The sequence below is a fragment of the Roseibacillus persicicus genome (assembly GCF_014651675.1).
GTDB classification, from domain to species: domain Bacteria; phylum Verrucomicrobiota; class Verrucomicrobiia; order Verrucomicrobiales; family Akkermansiaceae; genus Roseibacillus; species Roseibacillus persicicus.
In genome coordinates this window covers 90,644-111,887 of sequence record NZ_BMXI01000007.1, presented here as the reverse complement: position 1 = coordinate 111,887, position 21,244 = coordinate 90,644, and the positions used below count along the sequence as shown (strand labels likewise).

The window sequence follows — 21,244 nt, the reverse complement described above, 5'->3', positions numbered from 1 at the left end:
GGGAGACTTCCAAGCTCAGAGTTGCACAAAAAAAACTCCTTTCCCGCAAAAGCAGGAAAGGAGTGAAAAAACCGTTACGCCAAACTCACTCAGCTGAAGATGGATGTAATGGGCGTGCCCAGGTCCTTGTCAGCACCACCCAGACGGAATGGCCGCCCGCTGGGTGAGTAGATAACCTGCGAGTGATCGAGCCCGAGAGCATAGCCGATGGTCGCGTTGAGATCTTGAAGGGTGACCGGATTCTCGTCTGGACGGTTTCCGTTTTTGTCGGACTTTCCATACTTGATTCCACCCTGCACCCCGCCACCCGAGATGACCGCACTGAAGCAGGCCGGGTGGTGATCCCGCCCGCTGTTGTGCTCGGCCACGATATTGGGCGAACGTCCAAATTCAGTCGCAATCACCACAATTGTACTATCGAGCAAGCCCTTGGCCTCCAAGTCCTTCATGAGAGCCGAGTACCCTCTATCGAGCACGGCCGCACGGGCTTCCACGGCGGTGAAGTTGTCATAGTGAGTGTCCCAGCCGCCCAAGGTCACCTCCACGAAACGCACCCCGGACTCCACCAAACGACGAGCTAACAAACACCCCTGACCGAAGTTGTCGGTTCCATACTTGGCGCGAGTATTGCCAGGCTCTTGATTGATGTCGAAGGCCTTCAAGTCCGCACTATTCATCAGCTTGACCGCCTCGTCGTAGAGGCTTTCATAGGCTTTGACCTGTGGGACGTTATACTTCTCGTGGAATTTTTTGTTGAGAGCATCCGCTATCGCCAAGCGCTTGTCGAAATCCTCGGCACTCACCGAGTGAGCCCGCTTGGAATCCTTGAGCCCCTCATTTGCCCGTCCAAGAGGAACTCCGGCGAACTCGGCCCCCATGAAACCTGAGGAAGCATTCTTGGGATTTCCACCGACCGAAACAAAGCCGGGCAGAGTCTCGTTCTTGCGCCCCTTGAGCCGGACGACCCAGGAACCGATTGAGGGGTGCGTGATGGTGCCCCGCTGGGAGTAACTGCTGTGAAGCATGTATTGCCCCTGCTCGTGAGCTCCCTGCGTGGAGGTCATTGAGTTGATCACACACATCTTATCCGCAACCTCGGCAGTCTTGGGCAAATACTGCGAAAGCTGAAAATCACCGGCGGTAGAGATCCCTTCCACGGGACCCTGCACGTCTCTACCAGGCTTCAAGTCGAAGGTGTCCAAGTGGCTCATGCCTCCTGCCATATTCAGGAAAATGACATGCTCCGCAGCCTTTCGCCCCCCTTTGACCGATTGAGCAAAGGCAGGCGTGGCCAGGGTCGCGCCTAACATCGGAGCCACGGTCACTCCCAAGTAAGAGCGAGCGGCATTGATCATAAACTGGCGGCGACCCAATTCGTCGGCCTTATTAAATTCGTTGTTTTTCATGGGTTGGTCTTCCTTTTTTAAATTTGATTACTGAATGAATAAAAACTCGTGCGTCGACAGGAGTGCCGAGGCCAAATTGCGATAACTTCCGTCGGTTCCGTCGATGACATCGCGCATCAGCAACTTCATCTCATCATCCGATGGCGGACGACCCAGAACGGCGTAGTAGAGATAGCGGACCTTATCGCGGTCACTGCTTCCTGCTTCGAGGGCCTTGTAGAGAGCGGAATTGTCATTGCTGACAACCATCTTCTCGACATGCCCATTCATCAGGGAAAGAACTTGGGCCATGTTGGCTTCGTTAGTCGCCGAGTCCAACAGGATGCGGTCCGATTGCCCGAACTGGCGCAAGAAGTGGCCCTCGGGGGCTGGCGAAGCCAATTCGGAGGCTCGGGCCATACCGTTGGCAGGTCCCGGGCGACCAGCTCTGGCCATCATATCCATGGACTCCATCTTCTTGTCCTTTTTGCCGCTGCCATACTTCATATTCTTCAGCAGCTCGTTGACATATTGGCGGTATTCACCGGCCGACTTGATGGCGAGAAGCTCCTCGGCCAACTCAGCCATGGTTTTTTCTCCGCCCAATACATTTTTGCCATTGTAATAGATTCCGTTTCCAAATTTACGCTTGGGCAGGGCGTCGGGATTGCCTTTCACCAAAGTCACCATTGAGTCCCAGACCTGCTCTGCAGTCATGCGCTCGAGCTGACGCCCGTTGAAGGACTGGGGAACACCTGCATCAAAGGCTTGAGAATTGGCGGCAAACTGGAAGGTCCGGGTCAAAAGAAGCACGTTCTGAAACGCCTTCACGTCATATTCAAGGGTCTGCATCAGCTTGACGAGGTCTTTCACCAAAGCTGGAGCGACTGTATCCTCGGGCTCCTTATACTCATCGACAGGTTCCCAAATCCCCCGCCCCATTACCCGCTGCCACATCCGATTGACGATAGTGGCATTGAAGCGTGGATTATCGGTTGATGAAATCCACTCCGCAAAAGTCGCGCGTGAGTCTCCCGCGTCTTTGCGATCCGAGGTGCGCTTGCGGTCGCCGAAGGGAGTCTTGCCTCCGATCATCTCGCCCGGGTCACCATCGCGATACTGATAATCATTTGGCAATTTGATGCGGCCATTTCCGCCTCCGCCCAAGGTTGCGTAGTGGATGTTGTCACCCAACCAACGCATCAACTCCCCAAACTCACTGCGCTCCTCCTTCGCATCTCTCACCTCGCGCCAAACCTGATCCCAAGGTCCACGATTGATTTCCCGCTGACCGGAAACAAATGCGGCCAAGTGGTAGAAGTCCATGCGCTCATACTCTCCAAACGGATCATCGTGACACTGCGCACACTCCATCCGCGTGCCGGTGAAAATCCGCATTGTGTTCGACAAATTGTCCAGCTCCATGCCCTTGTCGCGCACGAAATAACCGACTGCACCATTGCCCTCGCTCCACAAGGCCCCCTTCGAGGCAAGCAGCTCACGGGTCATGACGTCCCAAGGCTTGTTCTCCGCGACTGAACTATGAACGAATTCCAGATACGGAGCCGCGTCACCACGGTCGAAATTGTCTTGGGCACGCAAGATATCCAAAACCCAGTTGGTCATGTGGCTGCGATATCCATCGGAACCCATCAAATAAGTCACCAAAGCTTCGCGCTTGTCCGAATCCTCAATCTCTAGAAAAGCGCGGGCCTCTTCCAAATTTGGAATGCGGCCTGCTGCCACGAGAAAACTACGGCGCAGAAATGTTGGATCATCCACCACATCAGGAACCGGGAGCTTCTTCGTCTTATAGAGAGAGGCAACATGACGATCGACCATCAAGGCCGACTTCTTGAGAAACTCAGGATCGTCCTTGGGTGCGAGTGGTTTCTGAGCCAGCAGCTGCCCCGGCAAGAGGGCTATCGCCGCGAGGCTACTCATGAGCATGGATTTGTTCATCATTTGAATATTACGAATTACGTTGCTTTAAATTAGAGTCTTTTTCTCGAATTGCCGAGAATTCTTTAATTTCGCGCGGGCGGAAGGCCTTGGTTGACGAATTAAGTTAATAGACTGCCGACTAAGGATTTGTCGGTTTCTTCCGATTAGACAAAATTTTCGTTCGAAATTGGGCGAAGCCTCCGTTTAGGCTCTTGCAAATATGAACCGTCGCCACTTCCTCACAACCGCAGCAGCCGCTTCTCTGACTCCCTCTCTTTTTGGACAAAACGCCAAGAAGCCGCTTTTCGAAATCTCTCTCGCCCAATGGTCCAACCATCGCGCGCTGAAGGCTGGCAAGTTGACCAACCTCGATTGGCCCAAATACACGAAAGAAACCTACGGCATCAATGCGCTGGAGTACGTGAACCAGTTCTTCAAAGACAAAGCCGAAGACGCGGCCTACCTCGCCGACCTCAATCAAAGGGTCAATGACCTCGGGATGACAAATGTGCTCATCATGATCGATGGCGAGGGCAGCATCGGAGCCAAAACCGAAGAAGGTCGCAACAAGACTGTCGACAAGCACAAGCGCTGGGTCACCGCAGCCAAGACCCTTGGCTGTCATTCGATTCGGGTCAACGCCTACGGCGACGGCTCTCCGGAGGAAGCGGCCAAGCAAGTGACCGACGGCTTGCACAAACTCTCCACCTTCGCCGCGGATCACGACATCAACATCATCGTCGAAAACCACGGGGGAAATTCTTCCAACGGCAAGTGGCTCTCCGATGTTCTTACCGCAGTGAACCTCCCGAATTGCGGCTCCCTTCCTGACTTTGGCAACTTCCACGAATACGACCGCTATCAGGGTATCCGCGACCTGATGCCTTTCGCAAAAGGAGTCTCGGCAAAATCTCGCGAGTTCGACAGCGCGGGCAACGAAGTGCAAACTGACTTCAAGAAAGCAATGGAACTCGTGCTCAAGGCCAACTACCACGGCTACGTTGGCGTTGAATATGAAGGCAAGAAGCACAGCGAAGACGAAGGCGTCATGCTGACCAAGGCCCTCTTGGAAAAAGTGCGCAAGGAACTCGCATAGCCTCGCCCAAGTATGCCAATTCTCGCCCAGCAGAGCATTCGACAAGGTGAATGCTCCTGCTGCGGCAATCACACCTACACGTCAACCGGCACTGCGGTTCTCGCCGACCAATCGGAAGCGCTCTACATCGCCCGTTGGACCGAAAACGGCCCCCGGCATGGAATGGCGTTTCTCATTGTGCTCCCCGGGTCAGAGGCTTTCGTCAGTGTTCTTTACAAATTCGAAGTCGAATCCTTCATGGTCGTCAGTGAGGCCGACTACGATTGGAAACTGGAGAAAGGCCAACGTGTTTTTGCTCGCGAAGAGGTCATAGCCACTCCGCTGGCTGCGCGGGTTTTCGCCTTTTTAGACGAAATTTGGCTCCATGACCCTGCGGTCTTCAGCTTTCACAGTAAACACTAGTCTATAGCCTACCCAACCTCCTCGAGGGTTGGATAATCCGTGTAGCCATCCGGGCCTTCGCTATAGAAAAGCTCCTCTCTCGGCTCATTCAATGCCGCCCCACTAACAAACCTCTGAACCAAATCAGGATTGGCAATGAAAAGTCGTCCCCAGGAAGCGGCATCCGCTTGTCCGCTCTCAAGAAGTTGGCTAGCGACCTCCATACTCAGTTCTTGGTTAACGATGAAAGGCCCGCCAAAGAGCTCCTTGAGCTCCCCTCCCAATCGGGAGTCTTCGATGGGCTCGCGGGCGAAGATGAAGGCGATTTTCCTTTGCTTCATTTCCTCCGCGAGATAGCGAAATTCCCGTTCTCCTTCCTTGGATGGAGAGAGATGCAGCCCCACTCGCTCCGGCCCCCAAACCGAAATCGCGGCATCCACTGCCTCGCACATCAGACGGGCTCGGTTCTCGACCGAGCCTCCATAATCGTCCGTACGATGATTCGAGCTTTCCAACAGAAACTGCTGCAGCAGATACCCGTTGGCGCCATGTAGTTCCACCCCATCAAAGCCAGCTCTCTTGGCGTTTTCAGCACCTTTGCGATAGGCCTCAATCACTTCCGCAATCTCTTCCAGCTCCAGGGCCCGCGGGGTCTCGAACTTCTTCTTCGGTCGCACCAGGCTGACATGTCCCTCCGGGGCAATCGCACTCGGGGCAACCGGCAAACGGCCGTCGAGGTAAAGAGGGTCGGAAATCCGGCCCACATGCCACAACTGCAGGACAATCCTGCCACCAGCAGCATGCACCGCATCAGTGACGAGCTTCCACCCCTCCACCTGTGCCTCCGACCAAATGCCGGGGGTATTGGGATAGCCGACCCCCATGGGACAGATCGAAGTGGCTTCCGAAAGAATCAACCCAGCCCCGGATCGCTGAGAATAGTATTCCGCCATCATCGCATTGGGGACCCGCCCCTCGCTCGCCCTGCAACGCGTGAGCGGAGCCATCACAATTCGATTTGGCAACTCGAGTGCGCCCATTTTCACAGGCTCGAACAACATGGTAGGCGTAAAATGATTCACAACGTTTCAGTCCGCCGAGCGGAGTCGAAAACTCGAACCTTTCTGGAGAAAGGCCAGCGATTTTTTCATAAAACCTGACCGAGCCCTAGAAATCGCAGTTTCCCGGCGTGCGGGGGAAAGGAATGACGTCACGGATATTGCCCACGCCCGTTACAAACATGATCAAGCGCTCAAAGCCCAAGCCGAAACCTGCGTGAGGAACGCTTCCGAACTTCCGCAGCTCCAAGTACCAATCATACCCCTCGCTCAGGCCCTCCTCGTCCATCTTGGCCTTCAGTCGGTCATAGCGTTCCTCCCGCTGACTGCCTCCGATCAGCTCGCCAATGCCGGGGACCAATAGGTCCATCGCCGCAACGGTCCGATCATCGTCATTCTGACGCATATAGAACGGCTTGATGGTCTTGGGATAATTGAAAACCGTAACTGGTGCCTTGAAATGCTTTTCGGTCAAATAGCGCTCGTGCTCGCTCTGCAGATTCTCTCCCCAAGCAACCGGATATTGGAAAGTGGCGCCACTCTTCTCGAGGATTTCCACCGCATCAGTGTAGGACACCCTGACGAAAGGCTGTTCCAGGACCTGTTGCAAGCGCTCCCGCAAACCTTTGTCCACAAAGTTGGCAAACAATGCAAAGTCCTCAGGCATTTCCTCCACCACCTCGCGCACCATGGCTCTGACGAAGTCTTCCGCCAGCTCCATGTCCCCTTCCAAATCGCAAAATGCGATTTCAGGCTCAATCATCCAAAACTCGGCCGCGTGACGCGAGGTGTTCGAATTCTCGGCGCGGAAAGTCGGGCCGAAGGTATAGATGTTAGAGAGCGCGCAAGCGAAGGTCTCCCCTTCCAACTGACCGCTCACGGTCAAGTAGGCAGCCTTTTCGAAAAAGTCATCCTCGGGCTTCCCTCCCCCCTTCATAGGGTCATGAGTGGTGACTCGAAACATCTCGCCGGCTCCTTCACAATCGCTGGCTGTTAGAATTGGAGTGTGCACGTTCACAAAATCCCGCTCCGCGAAAAAGCGATGCACTGCCTGGGTCAGCTGGCTCCGAACACGGAAAATCGCTCCGTAGAGATTCGCGCGGGGACGCAAGTGAGCAATCTCGCGCATGAATTCTGCCGAGTGCCGTTTCTTCTGGAGAGGATAGTCCTCGGGAGCCTCACCTACTAGAGTGATCGTAGTTGCCCGCATTTCCCAAGTCTGTCCTTTGGCCGGGGAAGCCACCAGTTCACCGACCAGGCTGACCGAGCTGCCGGTCAACATCCGCTTAAGGTCCTCCGAGCCCGGAATGCCCTCATCCACGACCACCTGCAAACTGCCCAAACAGGACCCATCATTCACCTCCAAAAAGGAAAACCCCTTGGCATCGCGCCGGGTGCGCACCCAGCCCGCTACCGAGACGTTCTCCCTCTCGCTCTCACTCGCCAAAACCCGCCGAATCAACTCACGCTTCATGACGTTCTTTTCGCGCACCATGCCACTAAACTCAAGCCCTGCGTCTTCTCATGGAGCACTTTCCAACGCCATTTTTCTGCATTGTAAAAGCCCCACGGATGATTGCCTCTTGGTATACGCTGAAGATTTTTACCCACAGCAACCTTCCCTGCTCTCTCCTCTAAAAAGTCGACACGGAAGAGCCTACCAACCTCCCCCACCCACGCGCCACTCTTCCATCATCTCATCGGGACAATCTTCCAGGAAGCGCGAGGGGCGCTGGATGACATCCCCAGTATAGCTCCGCGGATTGATCTGGGGATAGATGAGGTAAAGTTCATCCTTCGCGCGAGTGATGGCCACGTAGAAGAGCCGACGCTCCTCCTCCATCTGCCCCTCATCACCGGACTCGATGATTCGACCGTTTGGAAACATTCCATCCGTGAGCCAAATCACAAAGACGACTTTATACTCCAATCCCTTGGCCTGATGAATGGAGGACAAGGTGATTTGCTCGGGGTCGATCTCTTCTTTCTTTCCTGTCGGTTCTCCATCGACCGATCCCATGAGAGAAAGTTGAGCCAGGAACTCTTCGATATCATCAAAAGTCTCGGCGTAGCTCATCAATTGCTCCACATCCGCCCGGCGGTTATCGTAATTTTCAAAATTGGCCTGCAAGACCTCATCGTAGATTCCCTCCAGAATGGAATAGATCATTTCGGACGGACGGGCGAAGTCGCCGTTGTTGACAAGCTCATCCAGGACATACGCCAACTGTTCCCAATGGCTTGCCGCTTTCTTCGGCACCGAGAATTCCAGCAGCTTGTCAGAAAACTTCTCCGGCGGCTTCTCCATTTCACCCCATCCGGTCTTACGCCAGGCGGCCCACAGCTTGTCAGCCCCTTTCGCCCCCACTCCGGGGAGCATTAGGGCCATACGCTTGAAGCTAACCTCATCCTTACGATTGACGACGAGCCTAATGAAGGCCGCCACATCCTTGATATGCGCTTGTTCAAAGAAGCGCAGCCCGCTGGTGACCTGAAACGGGATTCCCCGGTTGGTGAGCTCCATTTGAACCTCGAGACTCTGATGGTGCGCCCGATAGAGAACTGCCATTTCCTCCAACTCCACCCCCTCATCGCGAAGCTCGAGAATCCGCTGGGCCACAAACTGGGCCTGGGTTGTCGGGTCTTCCACCGGAACAAGAGCCGGAGGTGCCGAACCAGCTTCGCGGGAAGAGCGCAGAGTTTTGTGAAACTGACGCGTATTCGCTCGAATAGCGCTGTTGGAAAGGTCGAGAATCTCGGGGACACTGCGATAATTGGTCTCGATTTTGAAGACCTTGGCTCCCTCGAAACGGTCGGGAAAGCCGAGAATATTTTCCATATCGGCACCCCGCCATGAATAGATCGACTGGGCATCGTCTCCGACGACCATGAGACTCTTGTGTCGTTCCACCAACAATTCGATAAGCGCGCTTTGCACGTGGTTGGTATCTTGAAACTCATCGACCAGGACGTAGCGAAACCGCTTCTGATAGAGGTGCCGCAACTCTTCGTTCTTTTGCAAAAGCTCAAGAGTCAGAACTAACAGGTCATCGAAATCCATCGAGTTGACTTCGTGCTTCTTCTCCGCGTATCTCTGCTCTACGCGCGCAATTTCCTCGCCCCACTCTTCGAAGTAGGGATAGCGAATTTCGATAATTTCTTCGAGAGTCTCTCCCGTGTTGCGCATCATGGAGAACATGCTGGCCAGCACGTCAGCCTTGGGAAAACGCCGGGTCTTGGTATCGATCTCGCATTCCGCAACCACGGTATTCATCAAGGACTTCTGGTCATCACGATCGAGAATGGAAAATGACCGGGTGAACCCGATTTCATCCGCATGACGACGCAAAATACGGTTGCCGATCGAGTGGAAGGTCCCGCCCCAGAGGGTCGAAAGATCCTGAGGAACCAGTTCCTTAACCCGCTCCAGCATTTCGCGAGAAGCCTTGTTGGTAAAGGTGAGCAGGAGGATGTCCTTGGGGTCGACTCCTTGGTCCAACAGATAGGCCACCCGGTAGGTCAGTGTCCGGGTCTTTCCCGAGCCTGCTCCCGCAATGACTAGCGCCGCCCCAGGCGGCGAGGTCACTGCCGCATATTGCTCCTCGTTCAGAGCGGCCTTGTAGTCGATCCCCGAAGTCCCCTTTCGCTCCGGCTGCTGCAGTTGATAATCGCGCGCCATTACTCCGCTTCCTCCGCCTCGTCCAAGCTTGCGCCCTCGTCTACCCGCTTGGCAAAATCCTGGAAGCTCGCGAGCTCCTTTTTAACCACTGGAAGAAGGAAATAGAGGCCAATCAAATTGGGCATCACCATCGCAAAATACATGGCATCGGACAGCTTCAAAACGTTCTGCAGCGAAGCGCCCGCACCAAGAACGACGCAGATGCAGAAGATGATTTTATAGATCAGGATGGCAATCTTGTTACTCCCCGAGAGGTAGTCGATGGCTTGTTCGCCATAATAAGACCAAGAGATCATGGTGGAAAAAGCAAAGAGCACCACTGCAATAGTGAGCACATAAGGGAACCAGGAAATCACCGAGCCAAACGAACGTGAGGTCAGCCAAATTCCGCCCGACCAACCCGTACGGTCAACCAGCGAGTCCAATGCGATAAAGCCGGTTTCCGTACCCTCCTGAGTGTGAACAGGAACCCACTCTTCTCCGGCTTTCTTCACTTCCGCAATACTTTTGTCGACCTTCACCAGATCGCTCGCTTCCAGAGTCTTCACCACCTCGGAAGAGGCATCGGGCGCGGAGTAGATCGTCGCTTCCCCGGCCAAACTTGCATCCACTTTCCAAACTCCAGTTACCACAATGACCAACGCGGTCATGAGGCAAATCACCACAGTGTCGATAAAGGGTTCCAAAAGCGCTACCACCCCTTCACTCGCGGGCTTGCGGGTTTTGACGGGAGCATGGGCAATCGCCGCAGAACCGAGGCCGGCCTCGTTGGAGAAAACCCCTCGTTTGATCCCTTGAATCAAACCTCCGATGAAACCGCCAATCCCTGCTTCTGGAGAAAATGCTTCGCTCACGATGGTCCCCAAGGCCGCTGGAATCTGACCCGCATAACCAAACAAAACCACGATACAGGCGATCACATAAATAATGGTCATGAACGGAACCAAAAAGGCCGTGACCCGGGCAATCGATACGATACCTCCAAGAATGACCGCACCCACTGCAATAGCGACAATCACACCCAACTTCCACTCACCCCCGCCACTGAAAACACCAAATGTTTCGGTCACCTGTTGAGCCGATTGGTTCATCTGGAACATGTTGCCTGCGCCCAAAGCGCCCCCCACACAGGCAATGGCGAAGAAGATGGCCAAGCCCTTTCCTAAACCGGCAAAACCCCGTTCCTTCAGTCCCTCCTGAAGATAGCGCATTCCACCCCCATGGACCTTTCCTTCGGAGTCGATTTTACGATAGCGCACCCCAAGGGTGCACTCGGTGAACTTTGAGCTCATCCCTAGGAAACCCATTACCACCATCCAGAATACCGCGCCCGGCCCCCCAATTCCGATCGCAACCGCCACACCGGCGATATTCCCCAAGCCAACGGTAGCAGAAAGCGCGGTGGCGAGCGCCTGGAAGTGAGTGATCTGCCCCGGGTCGTCGTCCTTGGAATACTTCCCCTTCACCGTCCGAACCGCAAGACCGAAGGCTCTCAAGTTGATAAACTTGAAATAGATTGTCAGAAAAATAGCTGTCACCGCCAGCAGGATCAGGACAATTGGAGCACTGTTGCCATTGCCCAGCGGAATCGAGTAGAAGACAATCTTATCAGCGGTGGTCGCAATTGGCTCCAGAAAGCCATCCATCTTTTCACTGACTGATTCGGCGCTCGCGGAGACCGCCGAAAGAAACAGAAATAGGAAACCAAATAATCCTTTATGAAACATGGCAAAACCCTGTCCCGCTCGGCAAGAGGCCACAAGTCGGAAAATCGGCATAGCGAGTAAGATTTGCCGTTTCTGCGCCCTCCTCTCCAAGCAATCGCTCTGTTTGGACCTCATCGGTCTCACGGCAGGCCACTATTTGCCTATTCACCACCCACGAATCAGACCAAGAAACTCAAACTTCGACACGCGCCATACCCCATAAAAAACTCCCTGAAATTCGAGACGCTTGCTCGAAATCCAGGGAGTGATAAATCAATTCGCTCCGAGAAAATTAGACCGCCGCCTTGGGCTCCTTCTTCTTTTTCTTGGGCTTGAAGGTGAGTTCCTTGGCGTCCTTAACGAGGGAAACCTCGATGAAATCTCCATTCTTGACGTCCCCACGCAGAAGGGCCTCTGCCAGAGGATCTTCGAGATACCGTTCCACGGCACGACGCATTGGGCGCGCTCCGTATTCGGTATCATAACCTTTCTCAATCAGGAAGTCGCGGGCATCGCTGGCGATCTCAATCTCCATTTCGCGTTCCTTGAGACGGGCCTCAAGCTTGGAGACTTCCAAATCGACAATCTGGCTGAGCACCGGTTTTTCCAGAGTGTGGAAAACCACCTGCTCATCAAGACGGTTGAGGAATTCAGGCCGGAAGTGCTTCTTCGACTCTTCCAGAATCTTAGCCTTCATCTCGTCAAAGCCACCATCTTCCGCAGTCATGGCATTGAAACCCAATGAAGTCTGCTTCTTGATCGTGCTCGCGCCGACATTGGAAGTCAGAATGATAATGGTATTTCGGAAGTCAATTTTGCGTCCCTGGCTGTCGGTCAAAGTGCCTTCTTCGAGAATCTGGAGCAAAAGATTCATCACGTCAGGATGAGCCTTCTCAACCTCGTCAAAAAGAACCACGGAGTAAGGCTTGCGTCGAACTGCTTCGGACAACTGGCCTCCTTCTTCGTGACCGACGTAGCCGGGAGGCGAGCCGATTAGGCGGCTGGAGGTGAATTTTTCCATGTATTCCGACATGTCCAACTGGATGAGAGCATCCGCATCACCGAACATGAATTCAGCCAAGTTGCGGGCCAAATAGGTTTTACCCACCCCAGTTGGGCCCAGGAACAAGAACGAACCGATGGGACGCTTGGGATCCTTGAGGTCGGCCCGAGAGCGACGAAGCGCCTTCGAGATAGCCTCCACTGCGGGGTCCTGACCAATGACTTGCTCGCGAAGTTCTTCCTCCATTTTCAGGAGCTTGCCCGCTTCGGCCTTCTCCATTCGCTGCAAAGGAACTCCAGTCCACTTCGAGACCACAGCCATTACGTCATCCTCGTCAACGTCCACGACCTTTTCCTCGGAGTCGGCTTTCCAGTTCTCGATGGTGTCTTCCAGATCCTTCTTCGCAGCTTTCTCCTCGTCGCGGAGAGCGGCCGCCTTTTCAAAGTCCTGTTCTGCAATGGCCTCGGTTTTGCTTTTGAGAATTTCCTCAATTGCCTTCTCCATGTCCTTGATGGCTGGAGGACGGGTCATGGTGCTGATGCGGGCTTTCGCACCCGCTTCATCCACGATGTCGATGGCTTTATCCGGCAGGTAACGGTCGGTCAAATAACGCGCACTCAGCTTCACCGCGCCTTCGATGGCATCCTCGGTGTAGTGCACCTTGTGATGGGACTCATACTTCTCCTGCAAGCCTTTCAGAATCGCAACCGCATCTTCAGCGGAAGGCTCTTCAACCTTCACCTTCTGGAAGCGGCGCTCCAGAGCGGCATCCTTCTCAATAAATTTGCGGAACTCGTTCAAAGTAGTCGCCCCAACACACTGCAACTCCCCGCGACTCAGGGCGGGCTTGATAATGTTGGAAGCGTCCATCGCTCCTTCCGCCGAGCCTGCTCCCACGATGGTGTGAAGTTCGTCAATAAAGAGAATCACGTTCCCCACTTTACGAATCTCATCCATGACAGCCTTGATTCGCTCTTCGAACTGCCCACGGTACTTCGTGCCCGCAACCATCAGGGCGAGGTCGAGAGTGATGACCTTTTTCTCGCGCAAGATTTCAGGGACATTTCCAGACGAAATCTCCTGTGCCAAACCTTCTACGATCGCGGTCTTCCCGACCCCGGCCTCACCGACCAAGACCGGATTGTTCTTGGTGCGGCGGCAAAGAATTTGGATCACGCGCTCGATCTCCGAAGCCCGTCCAATTACAGGATCCAACTTTCCCTCGCGGGCGTATTTGGTCAGATCGCGGCCGAAAGCCCGCAAGGCCGGAGTCTTGCTCTTTCCTTCGCCGTCCTCTTCATCCTCATCGTCGTCGTCATCTGCATCGGAATCAAATTCCTCAAAAAGATCATCGTCATCGGGAGCGAAATTGGGGTCAATTTCCGCCAAAATCTCGTTCCGGGTGCTCTGGATATCGACTTCCAAACGCTGCAATACTCGGGCCGCAATGCCCTCCCCTTCGCGCAGCAAGCCAAGCAGCAAGTGCTCGGTGCCCACGTAGGAATGATTCAGGGATTTCGCTTCTTTGTTGGCTAAGGCGAGCACTTTCTTAACGCGTGGTGTATACGCCACGCTTCCAGTAATCTTGGTGTCGGGGCCAGTGCCCACTTCCTTTTCCACCTCCATACGGACGGTGTCGAGGTCAAGGCCCAGGCGCTCCAACACGCTGACGGCCACCCCTTGTCCAAGTTTGATGAGCCCTAGCAAAAGGTGCTCAGTTCCCACGTAATTGTGGTTGAATCGGTCCGCCTCTTTGCGGGCCAAGGCCAGCACTTGCTGGGCTCTGGGAGTGAAGTTATTCATCTTTGTTTTCAGCGGAATCTTTCCGCTCTTTTAGTGTTGAAGGATTTATAGCAGGGGGTTCGAGAGTTTGCAACCGACCCCGGATGATTTCTGAGCGAATGGAGTCCCGGGATTCGGCGTCCAGCTTCTTGCCGGTATGGAGTTGGAGGTGCGCAGGTTGGATATCCATCAAAAGCAGATCGCAGACCCGCCGTAGCCCTTTTTCAAAAAACCCAAGTTCCGCCCCCAACCGTAGCAGGGACAAAAGGTTAAGCGCCTCCTTCGAAGCGATGATGTGAGAGTATTTCAGCACGCCATAGGCTCTCCCCACCTGATCAAGAATCATCTGGGGGTCGTTCTCCATCAGACGCTGACGCGCATTCAGTTCGTGGGTTTCAACGTCGCGAATGACACGTTCCAAACGACTGATAATTTCTCCCTCCGACTCTCCCAGGGTCGACTGATTGGAGACCTGAAAAAGATTACCCAAGGATTCCGTGCCTTCGCCATAAAAGCCACGAACCGCCAGGCGCAATCGGGCCACCCCTTGCAGAACCGGGCCGACCTCGTCCGACAGGACCAAGCCCGGGAGATGCAGCATCGCAGAGGCCCGCATCCCCGTCCCGACGTTGGTGGGACAAGCGGTTAAATACCCCAGACGCCCATCGAAGGCGAAGGGAACCTTGCGAGAAAGTTCCGTCTCCAAATTCGAGAGCTTTTCAAAAGCCTTCGTGAGACTCAACCCCGCCCGAATGGATTGCATCCGGAGATGGTCCTCTTCGTTCAACATCAGGCTGAAGGTCTGCTTGCGGTTCACAATCGCCGCGCTGCCCTCGCTTCGCGCCGCCTGCTCCCGACTGATCAAATGGCGCTCCACAAGAACCTGCTTTTGAACCGAGCTCAAATCTTCCAACCCATGGGAAAAAGCCCCTTTCATTCCGGGCAAGGCCTCAACTTCTCCCCTCACTCTCTCCAAAACGGCAACCCGCTCCTCCTTCTTAGCCCAGCCGGGAAACGGCTCTCCGGCAATATTCCGCGCCAGACGGACCCGGCTGGTCAAAACCACCGAGTTCGACTCGTCATCATTCGCCATCCAATCGGCGGGATTCTTTAATAAAGTAGAAAAACGCATCATGGTGCAGAGTCTCCATTTTCAGCGGAAGCTTCCGAACTCGTCGGAACCGATTCCAAAGTCTGGGACAGCTGTCGAATCTCGTCGCGAATCCGGGCAGCCTCTTCGTAATTCTCGGCAGCCACGGCTTCAGCCAAACGCTCTTCACATTCAGCCAGAAGACGCTCGGAAAAAGCATCTCCAGTGAAGCCCTCGGGGTGCTTGCCTAGATGGCGTAGACCCCGGTGCATCGGACCCAAGCGGGCTAAAATATCGTCGGAAAAGGTCAAATAGCACTGACTGCAGCCCAATCGCCCGGTTTGCTGAAACTTGCTTCGCGTGAAGCCGCACCCGGGACACTGGTCACCATTGTCGCTTCCTTTTGTCTCATCTGACCCCGCGCTCAAGACCGAATCAGCGAGCCCAAAACCAGACAGATCCATGATTCCCTCCGCGGCAGCACAGCTTTCGCAGAACGACATCTTGTTCATCTGGCCGTTTTCCAACTGTGTGAAATGCACAGTGGCTTTCTCTTGGCAGTTTTGGCACTTCATCTCTTCCTTTAGCTTAGCCCTGCCACGCAGGATTTCGAAAAGAAAATCCGCGCCATCTGCGGAACAAGTTTTCGACTTTGCTCAAAACGGAGTTCCCGTCGACTGAGTCAGAGCCTTGAAAGCGGTGATCAGCTGCCGGGTAACTGGCCCGGGCTTGCCGTCGCCAATCTCCCTTTCATCCAGCTTGGTAGCAGGAATCACCTCAGCGGCCGTCCCCGTTAGGAAACATTCGTCCGCAGTGAAGATATCGTATCGAGTCAGCGTTTTCTCTTCAATCGACAACCCTGCCTCTTCACAGAGTTCGAAGATGACCTGACGGGTGATCCCGTCCAAAGAGCCATCACTCACCGGAGGGGTCAGCACCTTCCCGTTCTTCACCAAAAAGAGGTTGTCCCCGGTGCATTCCGCAACGTAGCCATGCTCGTTGAGCATCAAGCCCTCCACGCAACCCGCCTTGATGGCCTCGGCCTTTGCCATGACATTGTTCAGATAATTCAAAGACTTCACCTGTGGACTCAAAGAACCAGGGGTGGGCCGACGGGTTCCGCAGGTAATCAACTCCAAACCATTTTCGTAATGCTCTGCAGGATACAGACTGATGGTGGAGGCAATGATGAACATCGAGGGAGTATCGCAGAGGTAGGGATTCAGCCCCAATCCCCCCACTCCACGCGTAATGACCAAACGGACGTAGCCATCCTGCAGCTTGTTTGCCCGAATCGCGTCGCAAACGGCCGCATTCACCTCATCCTCGGTCCAAGGGAGCTTCAACAGAATCGCTTTGGCAGAAAGGAAAAGACGCTTGGTGTGTTCCTCCAAACGAAAGACCCGACCATTGTAAAAACGAATTCCTTCGAAAATCCCGTCTCCATACAACAGGCCGTGATCAAAAACTGAGACTTTCGCCTCTGCCTCCGGGACAATCTTCCCGTCCAACCAAATCATTCTTTCCATGTGGCGGAAAAGTGACCAGAGGAAGCGCCGTTGAAAAGACTGAAATCCGGCTGCACCCCAGGAAATTCTCCCCGAGGCCAGTCAACTTCTCCAGCAAGTAACCGATTCGGCCTCTTCAATTTAACGGAGAAAACCAGAAGAACGCGTCCCATTCTCAGCGAGAGAGAATTCAGAATGGTCCAGGCTCCTCGCCCATCTCCGCGATAAGCTTTTCCTTCAGCTCCGGCGAAACCGTCTGATAAGGTGCGGTGAGAAATTCCGAAAAGGACTGCCGTCTATTGGAGTGGTCACTTCCCAGCCCCATCTCATCTCCCTTCTTGGAATGCATTCCCTTTGGCAACCGGGGATGGAATCCCCAAAGGACAGACTTCTCCTCCCGCTCGACCTCGATGAAGTAATCCACCGTGGTCAACTCATCTTCCTCCGACTGATACCAATACCTCACCTTTCTCTCGTCCAAGCCATACCTTGGCGCGCGAAAAGAACAACATCGAAAAGCAGAACATTAGAGGGTCCCTCCCCGCCAATGAGCCGAATCAAAGGTCAAGCAACATCCACCGATCATTGACCACTCCTTCCAGGAGATTCTCGATACAAAGATTCCAACTGACGAACCCCACGATATCCCCCTCCGGGGTTCGATGATCATGGGACGGAGCCAGTGGCGCACCGGTTTCAGCATCGTAGTTCTCGTGCATCGTGCCATACTTCTCAATATCATCGGCAAGCAGAGTCCCCTGCACGACGGCGAGCCATTCATTCTCGGCCTCGAACCCATAGTGATGAAGTGCAACAGAATAAAGATAATTGGCTATCGGCCACACCGGTCCCTGCCAGTTGGAAAAAGGAATGATAATATTCTCATTATTATAGTCCGGATCCGAACGAGAAAGAGAACGAAATCCAAAGGGCGACTTCATATGCTCTTCAGTGAGAAGATAGCGCTTAATCATTGCTCGTCCATCCTCCTCAGGGGCCAATTTGGCGAACAAAGGAACGAAGGACGAATAGCTCATCCGACGATAGAGCTGACCCGTCTCGCGATCGATATTGTAGAAAGCCTGGTCCTCCGGACACCAGAGTTTATCAAGAATTGCGGCACGCAATTGTTCTGCCGACTCCTTCCATTCGGCGGCCTCACTTTCCAAGCCCAGCGCTCCTGCAATAAGCGATTGCGCTTCGAGCTCACGAACCTGATAGGCACTGATATCACATGCCAGGTATGACCGGGGATCCTCGCCATCATAGTTCAGGGCAGGGTTGTTGTCGGCGCCGCTCTGCATCGCGTTCATCCAGAAATAGAGCCCCGATTCTTCATCACGTTGATTATGAATCCGATAATTCAAGACTCGGCAGAGCCCCTGGTATTGGTCCTTTAGCCAGGAAACGTCACCTCCCTCAGCTTTGCTGGCGATCCAGGCTCCTTGAGACAGAAATGGCTTCGCCGAAAACCGCCCCATAATCTCACGAGGCCCCTCGGGGGTAATACACCCCGACACGTGACCGTCATCTTCAACATGATCCAGAAAGTTGAGGACCCAATGCTTCAGCTTGTCGGCTTGCCCCTGGTGAGCAAAGTGACACCCCATAAAAAAGCCGTCCCAATCCCACATTTGCTGATAGAACCCGGAGGGAATGAGATATGGGTAGCTCAAGCACCCCGCCGGCTCCCTCACTACCCGCTTCTTGAGCGGCTCTAACAGGAGCGAAAATCTTTCCGCAATATCGCCAGCCGAGGGCGCGTTTCTCAATAACTCTTGCAGCGGAAGAGAGGTCATAAGCTCGCCATTCATAAACCAATTTCTATTCACCAACACCGCCCAAAGAAGCAGCTTGTTTGATTCCAAGAGACTTCTTTCCACAGGGTGAAAAGACAAATCTGATTTTAGGTGTTCATAAATTGAATACCGCAAAACCCCACTCTTCCTCGGATTGGGCTCTCGCGTGCTCTCTTCCATGCAAGGCTCGCGACAGAGTTGCCAGCATTCGCGCCCACATCAGGCCCAAAGGATTATTTAGCCAGAAATTGTACAATTCAATCACGCTTCGTTCCCCTCGACGAAGTGAAATTGGTATCCTACTTCTTGGCCGCGGCGTGCCGCCACATCTGTAAACGTTCTATGAAGACATTGCTCGCTCTCTTATTTTCCCTCTGCCAACTGACGGCCCAAAGCTCTCCGCAGGTGGACATCATCCCTTGGCCCCAAGAGGTGAAGATCAACTCCGGGGAATTCTCCCTGGAGTCCAATGCCCGCATTATCTTCACCGCGAAAGAGCTCGAACCTCTGGCCCAAGTTCTTTCCCAAGAACTTTTCCAAATCAGCTCCCAAACGCTCGCGGTTGCTGGAACGCCTCCGCAAAACGGAGATATCGTTCTACGATTGGATCCGACCCTTACGGGCGAGAAATACGTTTTGCAGGTCGACGACCAAGTCGTCATCACCGCAGGCAACTACAAAAGTCTCGCGCAAGCCTCGAGCAGTTTCCTCCAAGGCTTGAAGGAAAGCGGCAAGCGGTACTTCATCCCTAAACTCATTATCAGGGACCATCCTCACAGCAGCTATCGCTCACTCATGGTCGATGTAGCCAGGCAGCCCCACACCATCGACACCCTTTATCAGTGCGTAATGCTCTGCCGCCTTTACAAGGTTAACTTCCTGCAACTGCATCTAACCGACGATCAATCCTTCACCTTCGAGAGCAAGGCCTACCCCAAGCTGGCGACCCCAGGACGGCACTTTACCCAGGCTGAACTCAAGGAGCTTGTGGCTTTTGCCGACGCCCGAGGGGTTACCATTGTGCCGGAATTTGACGCCCCCGCCCACACTACCGCGATGCGGGTGGCCATGCCAGAGCTCTTTGGACGCCCCGGACTTTCGGTCATCCACCTTGGCAAAGAAGAAGTATACAAGGCCATGTTCACCATCGCGGATGAGATGATGGAGGTGTTTCAGAGCTCCCCCTACTTCCACATTGGGGCCGACGAGGCCTACTTTGGAGCTTTGGAAAAAGACGAACTCGCGATCGAGGCGATTAAGAACAAGGGCTACGACAACGTCCACGATCTCTTCCTCGAGTTCATCGTCCGCATGAATGAGCACATCAAGTCCAGGGGCAAGCAAACCGTTATGTGGGAGAGCTTTCACGGCACCGGAAGTCGCAAAGTCTCCATCCCAAAGGACATCATCGTGATGGCTTGGGAAACCCTCTATCAGCACCCCCAGTCCCTCTTGGACAACGGCTATACGATTCTCAATGTCTCTTGGAAACCCACCTACCTCACTCCCGGAAAGAGATGGAACCCGGAGTATATTTATGGCTGGAATATGTTTCGGTGGGAAAACCATTGGAAGGTGGCGCCCTCCTACACCCCTATTCAACTGGAAACCTATCCTAACAATCGCATCATCGGCGGCATGATGTGTTCTTGGGAGTCTCGCGACGAAATGCAGATTCCCGGGATTCGTCTTCGCCTCGCTCCCCTCTGCGAACGTTTCTGGACTCCCGACGGCAAGCTGCCCTACGAGCATTTTGCCAATCGATTCGAACACACCGATCAAGTCCTGCAAAAACTCATTCGCCCGCTCAACTTTCGGACTGAGGGCCTAACAGATCCCGACTACGTCGGCCCCTTCTACAACCGGGAAAATCACTTCGGCGACCAACTCACCCTGCGATTGGAGCCTCTGGTCCAAGACAGTGTGATTCACTACACCCTCGACGGCACCCCTCCCAGCATCGACTCCCCTCAATTCACCGAGCCTCTGGTCTTGAATGAAAGCCAGGTTGTTCGTGCTCAAGCCTTCGACTCCAGCGGCAAAAAACTGGGCTTCATTGCCACTCGGCCATTCGAGCTCCATCCGGTCCAGGGCGAAGTCGACGGCCTTCTCATGAATGTCCCTCACGACGAAGCTGGCCGTGGCGAGCACCGCACCCAGTTTGGAGACCAAGTCACCATTTCTCTCTCCACTCCTATTGAATCGGGCACCATTCGCTACACTCTGGATGGCTCGCAACCGAACGGAGATTCACCCGAATACCAGGGGCCCGTTACCCTCACCACTTCCGGGGTCATTAGCGCGCGATACTTTGCTCCAGACAAGCAAGCCAGAGGAGCAGTCTGGCGGCGGTCTTTTGTCCAGATCGACGCTGAAACCAACCTCACAACCAACAAACCTGTGAACGCCTCCAGCGCCGAACCCAATGGGAAAGCGAGCTATGCGGTCGATGGCATTGTTGACCGGGACTTTCATTGGGACGGGTCGGGCGGAGCTCCACAATGGATGCAGATCGATCTGGAAGCATCACAGGTCCTGAAACGCATTCAAGTCATCACCTACTGGGACGGCAATCGCCACTATCAATACAAGGTAGAACTCTCGTTGGATGGGGAAAATTGGAATGAAGTGGTGGACTTCAGCAAAAACACCGAGCCGGCTACCGACAAAGGTTTCACACACGAATTCGACCCACTGATCTCTCGCTATATCCGAGTCACGATGCTCCACAACAGCGCCAACCCCGGCCTTCATCTTGTCGAGGTGCGAGCCTACACCGAATGAGGATCGACTCCATCTACGGAAGCTCGAGT

The 21,244-nt window shown here is 54.2% G+C and carries 15 protein-coding genes; 3 read left to right on the top strand and 12 right to left on the bottom strand.

The window, feature by feature from the left end; translation table 11 throughout:
- Nucleotides 1-89: 89 nt before the first annotated feature.
- A complete protein-coding gene (locus IE099_RS09510) occupies nucleotides 90-1,406 on the bottom strand; it encodes a DUF1501 domain-containing protein (RefSeq protein ID WP_189569688.1) in 1,317 nt (438 codons plus the stop codon).
- Between the two features lie 27 nt (nucleotides 1,407-1,433).
- Complete coding sequence (locus IE099_RS09505) at nucleotides 1,434-3,350, bottom strand: DUF1549 domain-containing protein (protein WP_189569687.1); 1,917 nt, start codon at nucleotides 3,348-3,350, stop codon at nucleotides 1,434-1,436.
- Nucleotides 3,351-3,549: 199 nt separating this feature from the next.
- Here IE099_RS09505 and IE099_RS09500 point away from each other — a divergent pair, with 199 nt between their 5' ends.
- Complete coding sequence (locus IE099_RS09500; protein ID WP_189569686.1) at nucleotides 3,550-4,425, top strand: sugar phosphate isomerase/epimerase family protein; 876 nt, start codon at nucleotides 3,550-3,552, stop codon at nucleotides 4,423-4,425.
- 12 nt (nucleotides 4,426-4,437) lie between these two features.
- Complete coding sequence (locus tag IE099_RS09495) at nucleotides 4,438-4,827, top strand: hypothetical protein (protein ID WP_189569685.1); 390 nt, start codon at nucleotides 4,438-4,440, stop codon at nucleotides 4,825-4,827.
- A gap of 8 nt (nucleotides 4,828-4,835) precedes the next feature.
- Here IE099_RS09495 and IE099_RS09490 read toward each other — a convergent pair whose 3' ends face one another.
- From IE099_RS09490 to IE099_RS09445, 10 genes are all read right to left on the bottom strand, one after another.
- Nucleotides 4,836-5,867, bottom strand: coding sequence for an alkene reductase (locus tag IE099_RS09490; RefSeq protein ID WP_189569684.1), 1,032 nt, complete (start codon nucleotides 5,865-5,867; stop codon nucleotides 4,836-4,838).
- Between the two features lie 106 nt (nucleotides 5,868-5,973).
- The gene (asnS, locus tag IE099_RS09485; RefSeq protein WP_189569791.1) at nucleotides 5,974-7,338 is read right to left on the bottom strand and encodes an asparagine--tRNA ligase; all 1,365 of its coding nucleotides are present in this window, start codon (nucleotides 7,336-7,338) and stop codon (nucleotides 5,974-5,976) included.
- Nucleotides 7,339-7,521: 183 nt separating this feature from the next.
- Nucleotides 7,522-9,543, bottom strand: a complete 2,022-nt coding sequence (locus tag IE099_RS09480) for an ATP-dependent helicase (RefSeq protein ID WP_189569683.1) — start codon at nucleotides 9,541-9,543, stop codon at nucleotides 7,522-7,524.
- Complete coding sequence (locus tag IE099_RS09475) at nucleotides 9,543-11,270, bottom strand: amino acid carrier protein (RefSeq protein ID WP_189569682.1); 1,728 nt, start codon at nucleotides 11,268-11,270, stop codon at nucleotides 9,543-9,545. Before IE099_RS09475 ends, IE099_RS09480 begins: the two co-directional genes overlap by 1 nt.
- A gap of 271 nt (nucleotides 11,271-11,541) precedes the next feature.
- A complete protein-coding gene (locus IE099_RS09470) occupies nucleotides 11,542-14,055 on the bottom strand; it encodes an ATP-dependent Clp protease ATP-binding subunit (RefSeq protein WP_189569681.1) in 2,514 nt (837 codons plus the stop codon).
- A complete protein-coding gene (locus IE099_RS09465; protein ID WP_229809462.1) occupies nucleotides 14,048-15,169 on the bottom strand; it encodes a protein arginine kinase in 1,122 nt (373 codons plus the stop codon). The genes IE099_RS09470 and IE099_RS09465 overlap by 8 nt, the downstream gene beginning before the upstream one ends.
- The gene (locus IE099_RS09460; RefSeq protein WP_229809461.1) at nucleotides 15,166-15,666 is read right to left on the bottom strand and encodes a UvrB/UvrC motif-containing protein; all 501 of its coding nucleotides are present in this window, start codon (nucleotides 15,664-15,666) and stop codon (nucleotides 15,166-15,168) included. Before IE099_RS09460 ends, IE099_RS09465 begins: the two co-directional genes overlap by 4 nt.
- 114 nt (nucleotides 15,667-15,780) lie before the next feature.
- Nucleotides 15,781-16,653 carry a branched-chain-amino-acid transaminase gene (ilvE, locus tag IE099_RS09455; RefSeq protein WP_189569679.1) on the bottom strand — a complete coding sequence of 291 codons (873 nt, stop codon included), beginning with the start codon at nucleotides 16,651-16,653 and terminating at the stop codon, nucleotides 15,781-15,783.
- 169 nt (nucleotides 16,654-16,822) lie between these two features.
- Nucleotides 16,823-17,113, bottom strand: a complete 291-nt coding sequence (locus tag IE099_RS09450; protein ID WP_189569678.1) for a hypothetical protein — start codon at nucleotides 17,111-17,113, stop codon at nucleotides 16,823-16,825.
- A gap of 76 nt (nucleotides 17,114-17,189) precedes the next feature.
- The gene (locus IE099_RS09445) at nucleotides 17,190-18,446 is read right to left on the bottom strand and encodes an MGH1-like glycoside hydrolase domain-containing protein (RefSeq protein ID WP_189569677.1); all 1,257 of its coding nucleotides are present in this window, start codon (nucleotides 18,444-18,446) and stop codon (nucleotides 17,190-17,192) included.
- Nucleotides 18,447-18,773: 327 nt separating this feature from the next.
- On the opposite strand from IE099_RS09445, the gene IE099_RS09440 reads away from it, so the two are divergent.
- Nucleotides 18,774-21,215 carry a family 20 glycosylhydrolase gene (locus tag IE099_RS09440; protein WP_189569676.1) on the top strand — a complete coding sequence of 814 codons (2,442 nt, stop codon included), beginning with the start codon at nucleotides 18,774-18,776 and terminating at the stop codon, nucleotides 21,213-21,215.
- Nucleotides 21,216-21,244 lie beyond the last annotated feature (29 nt).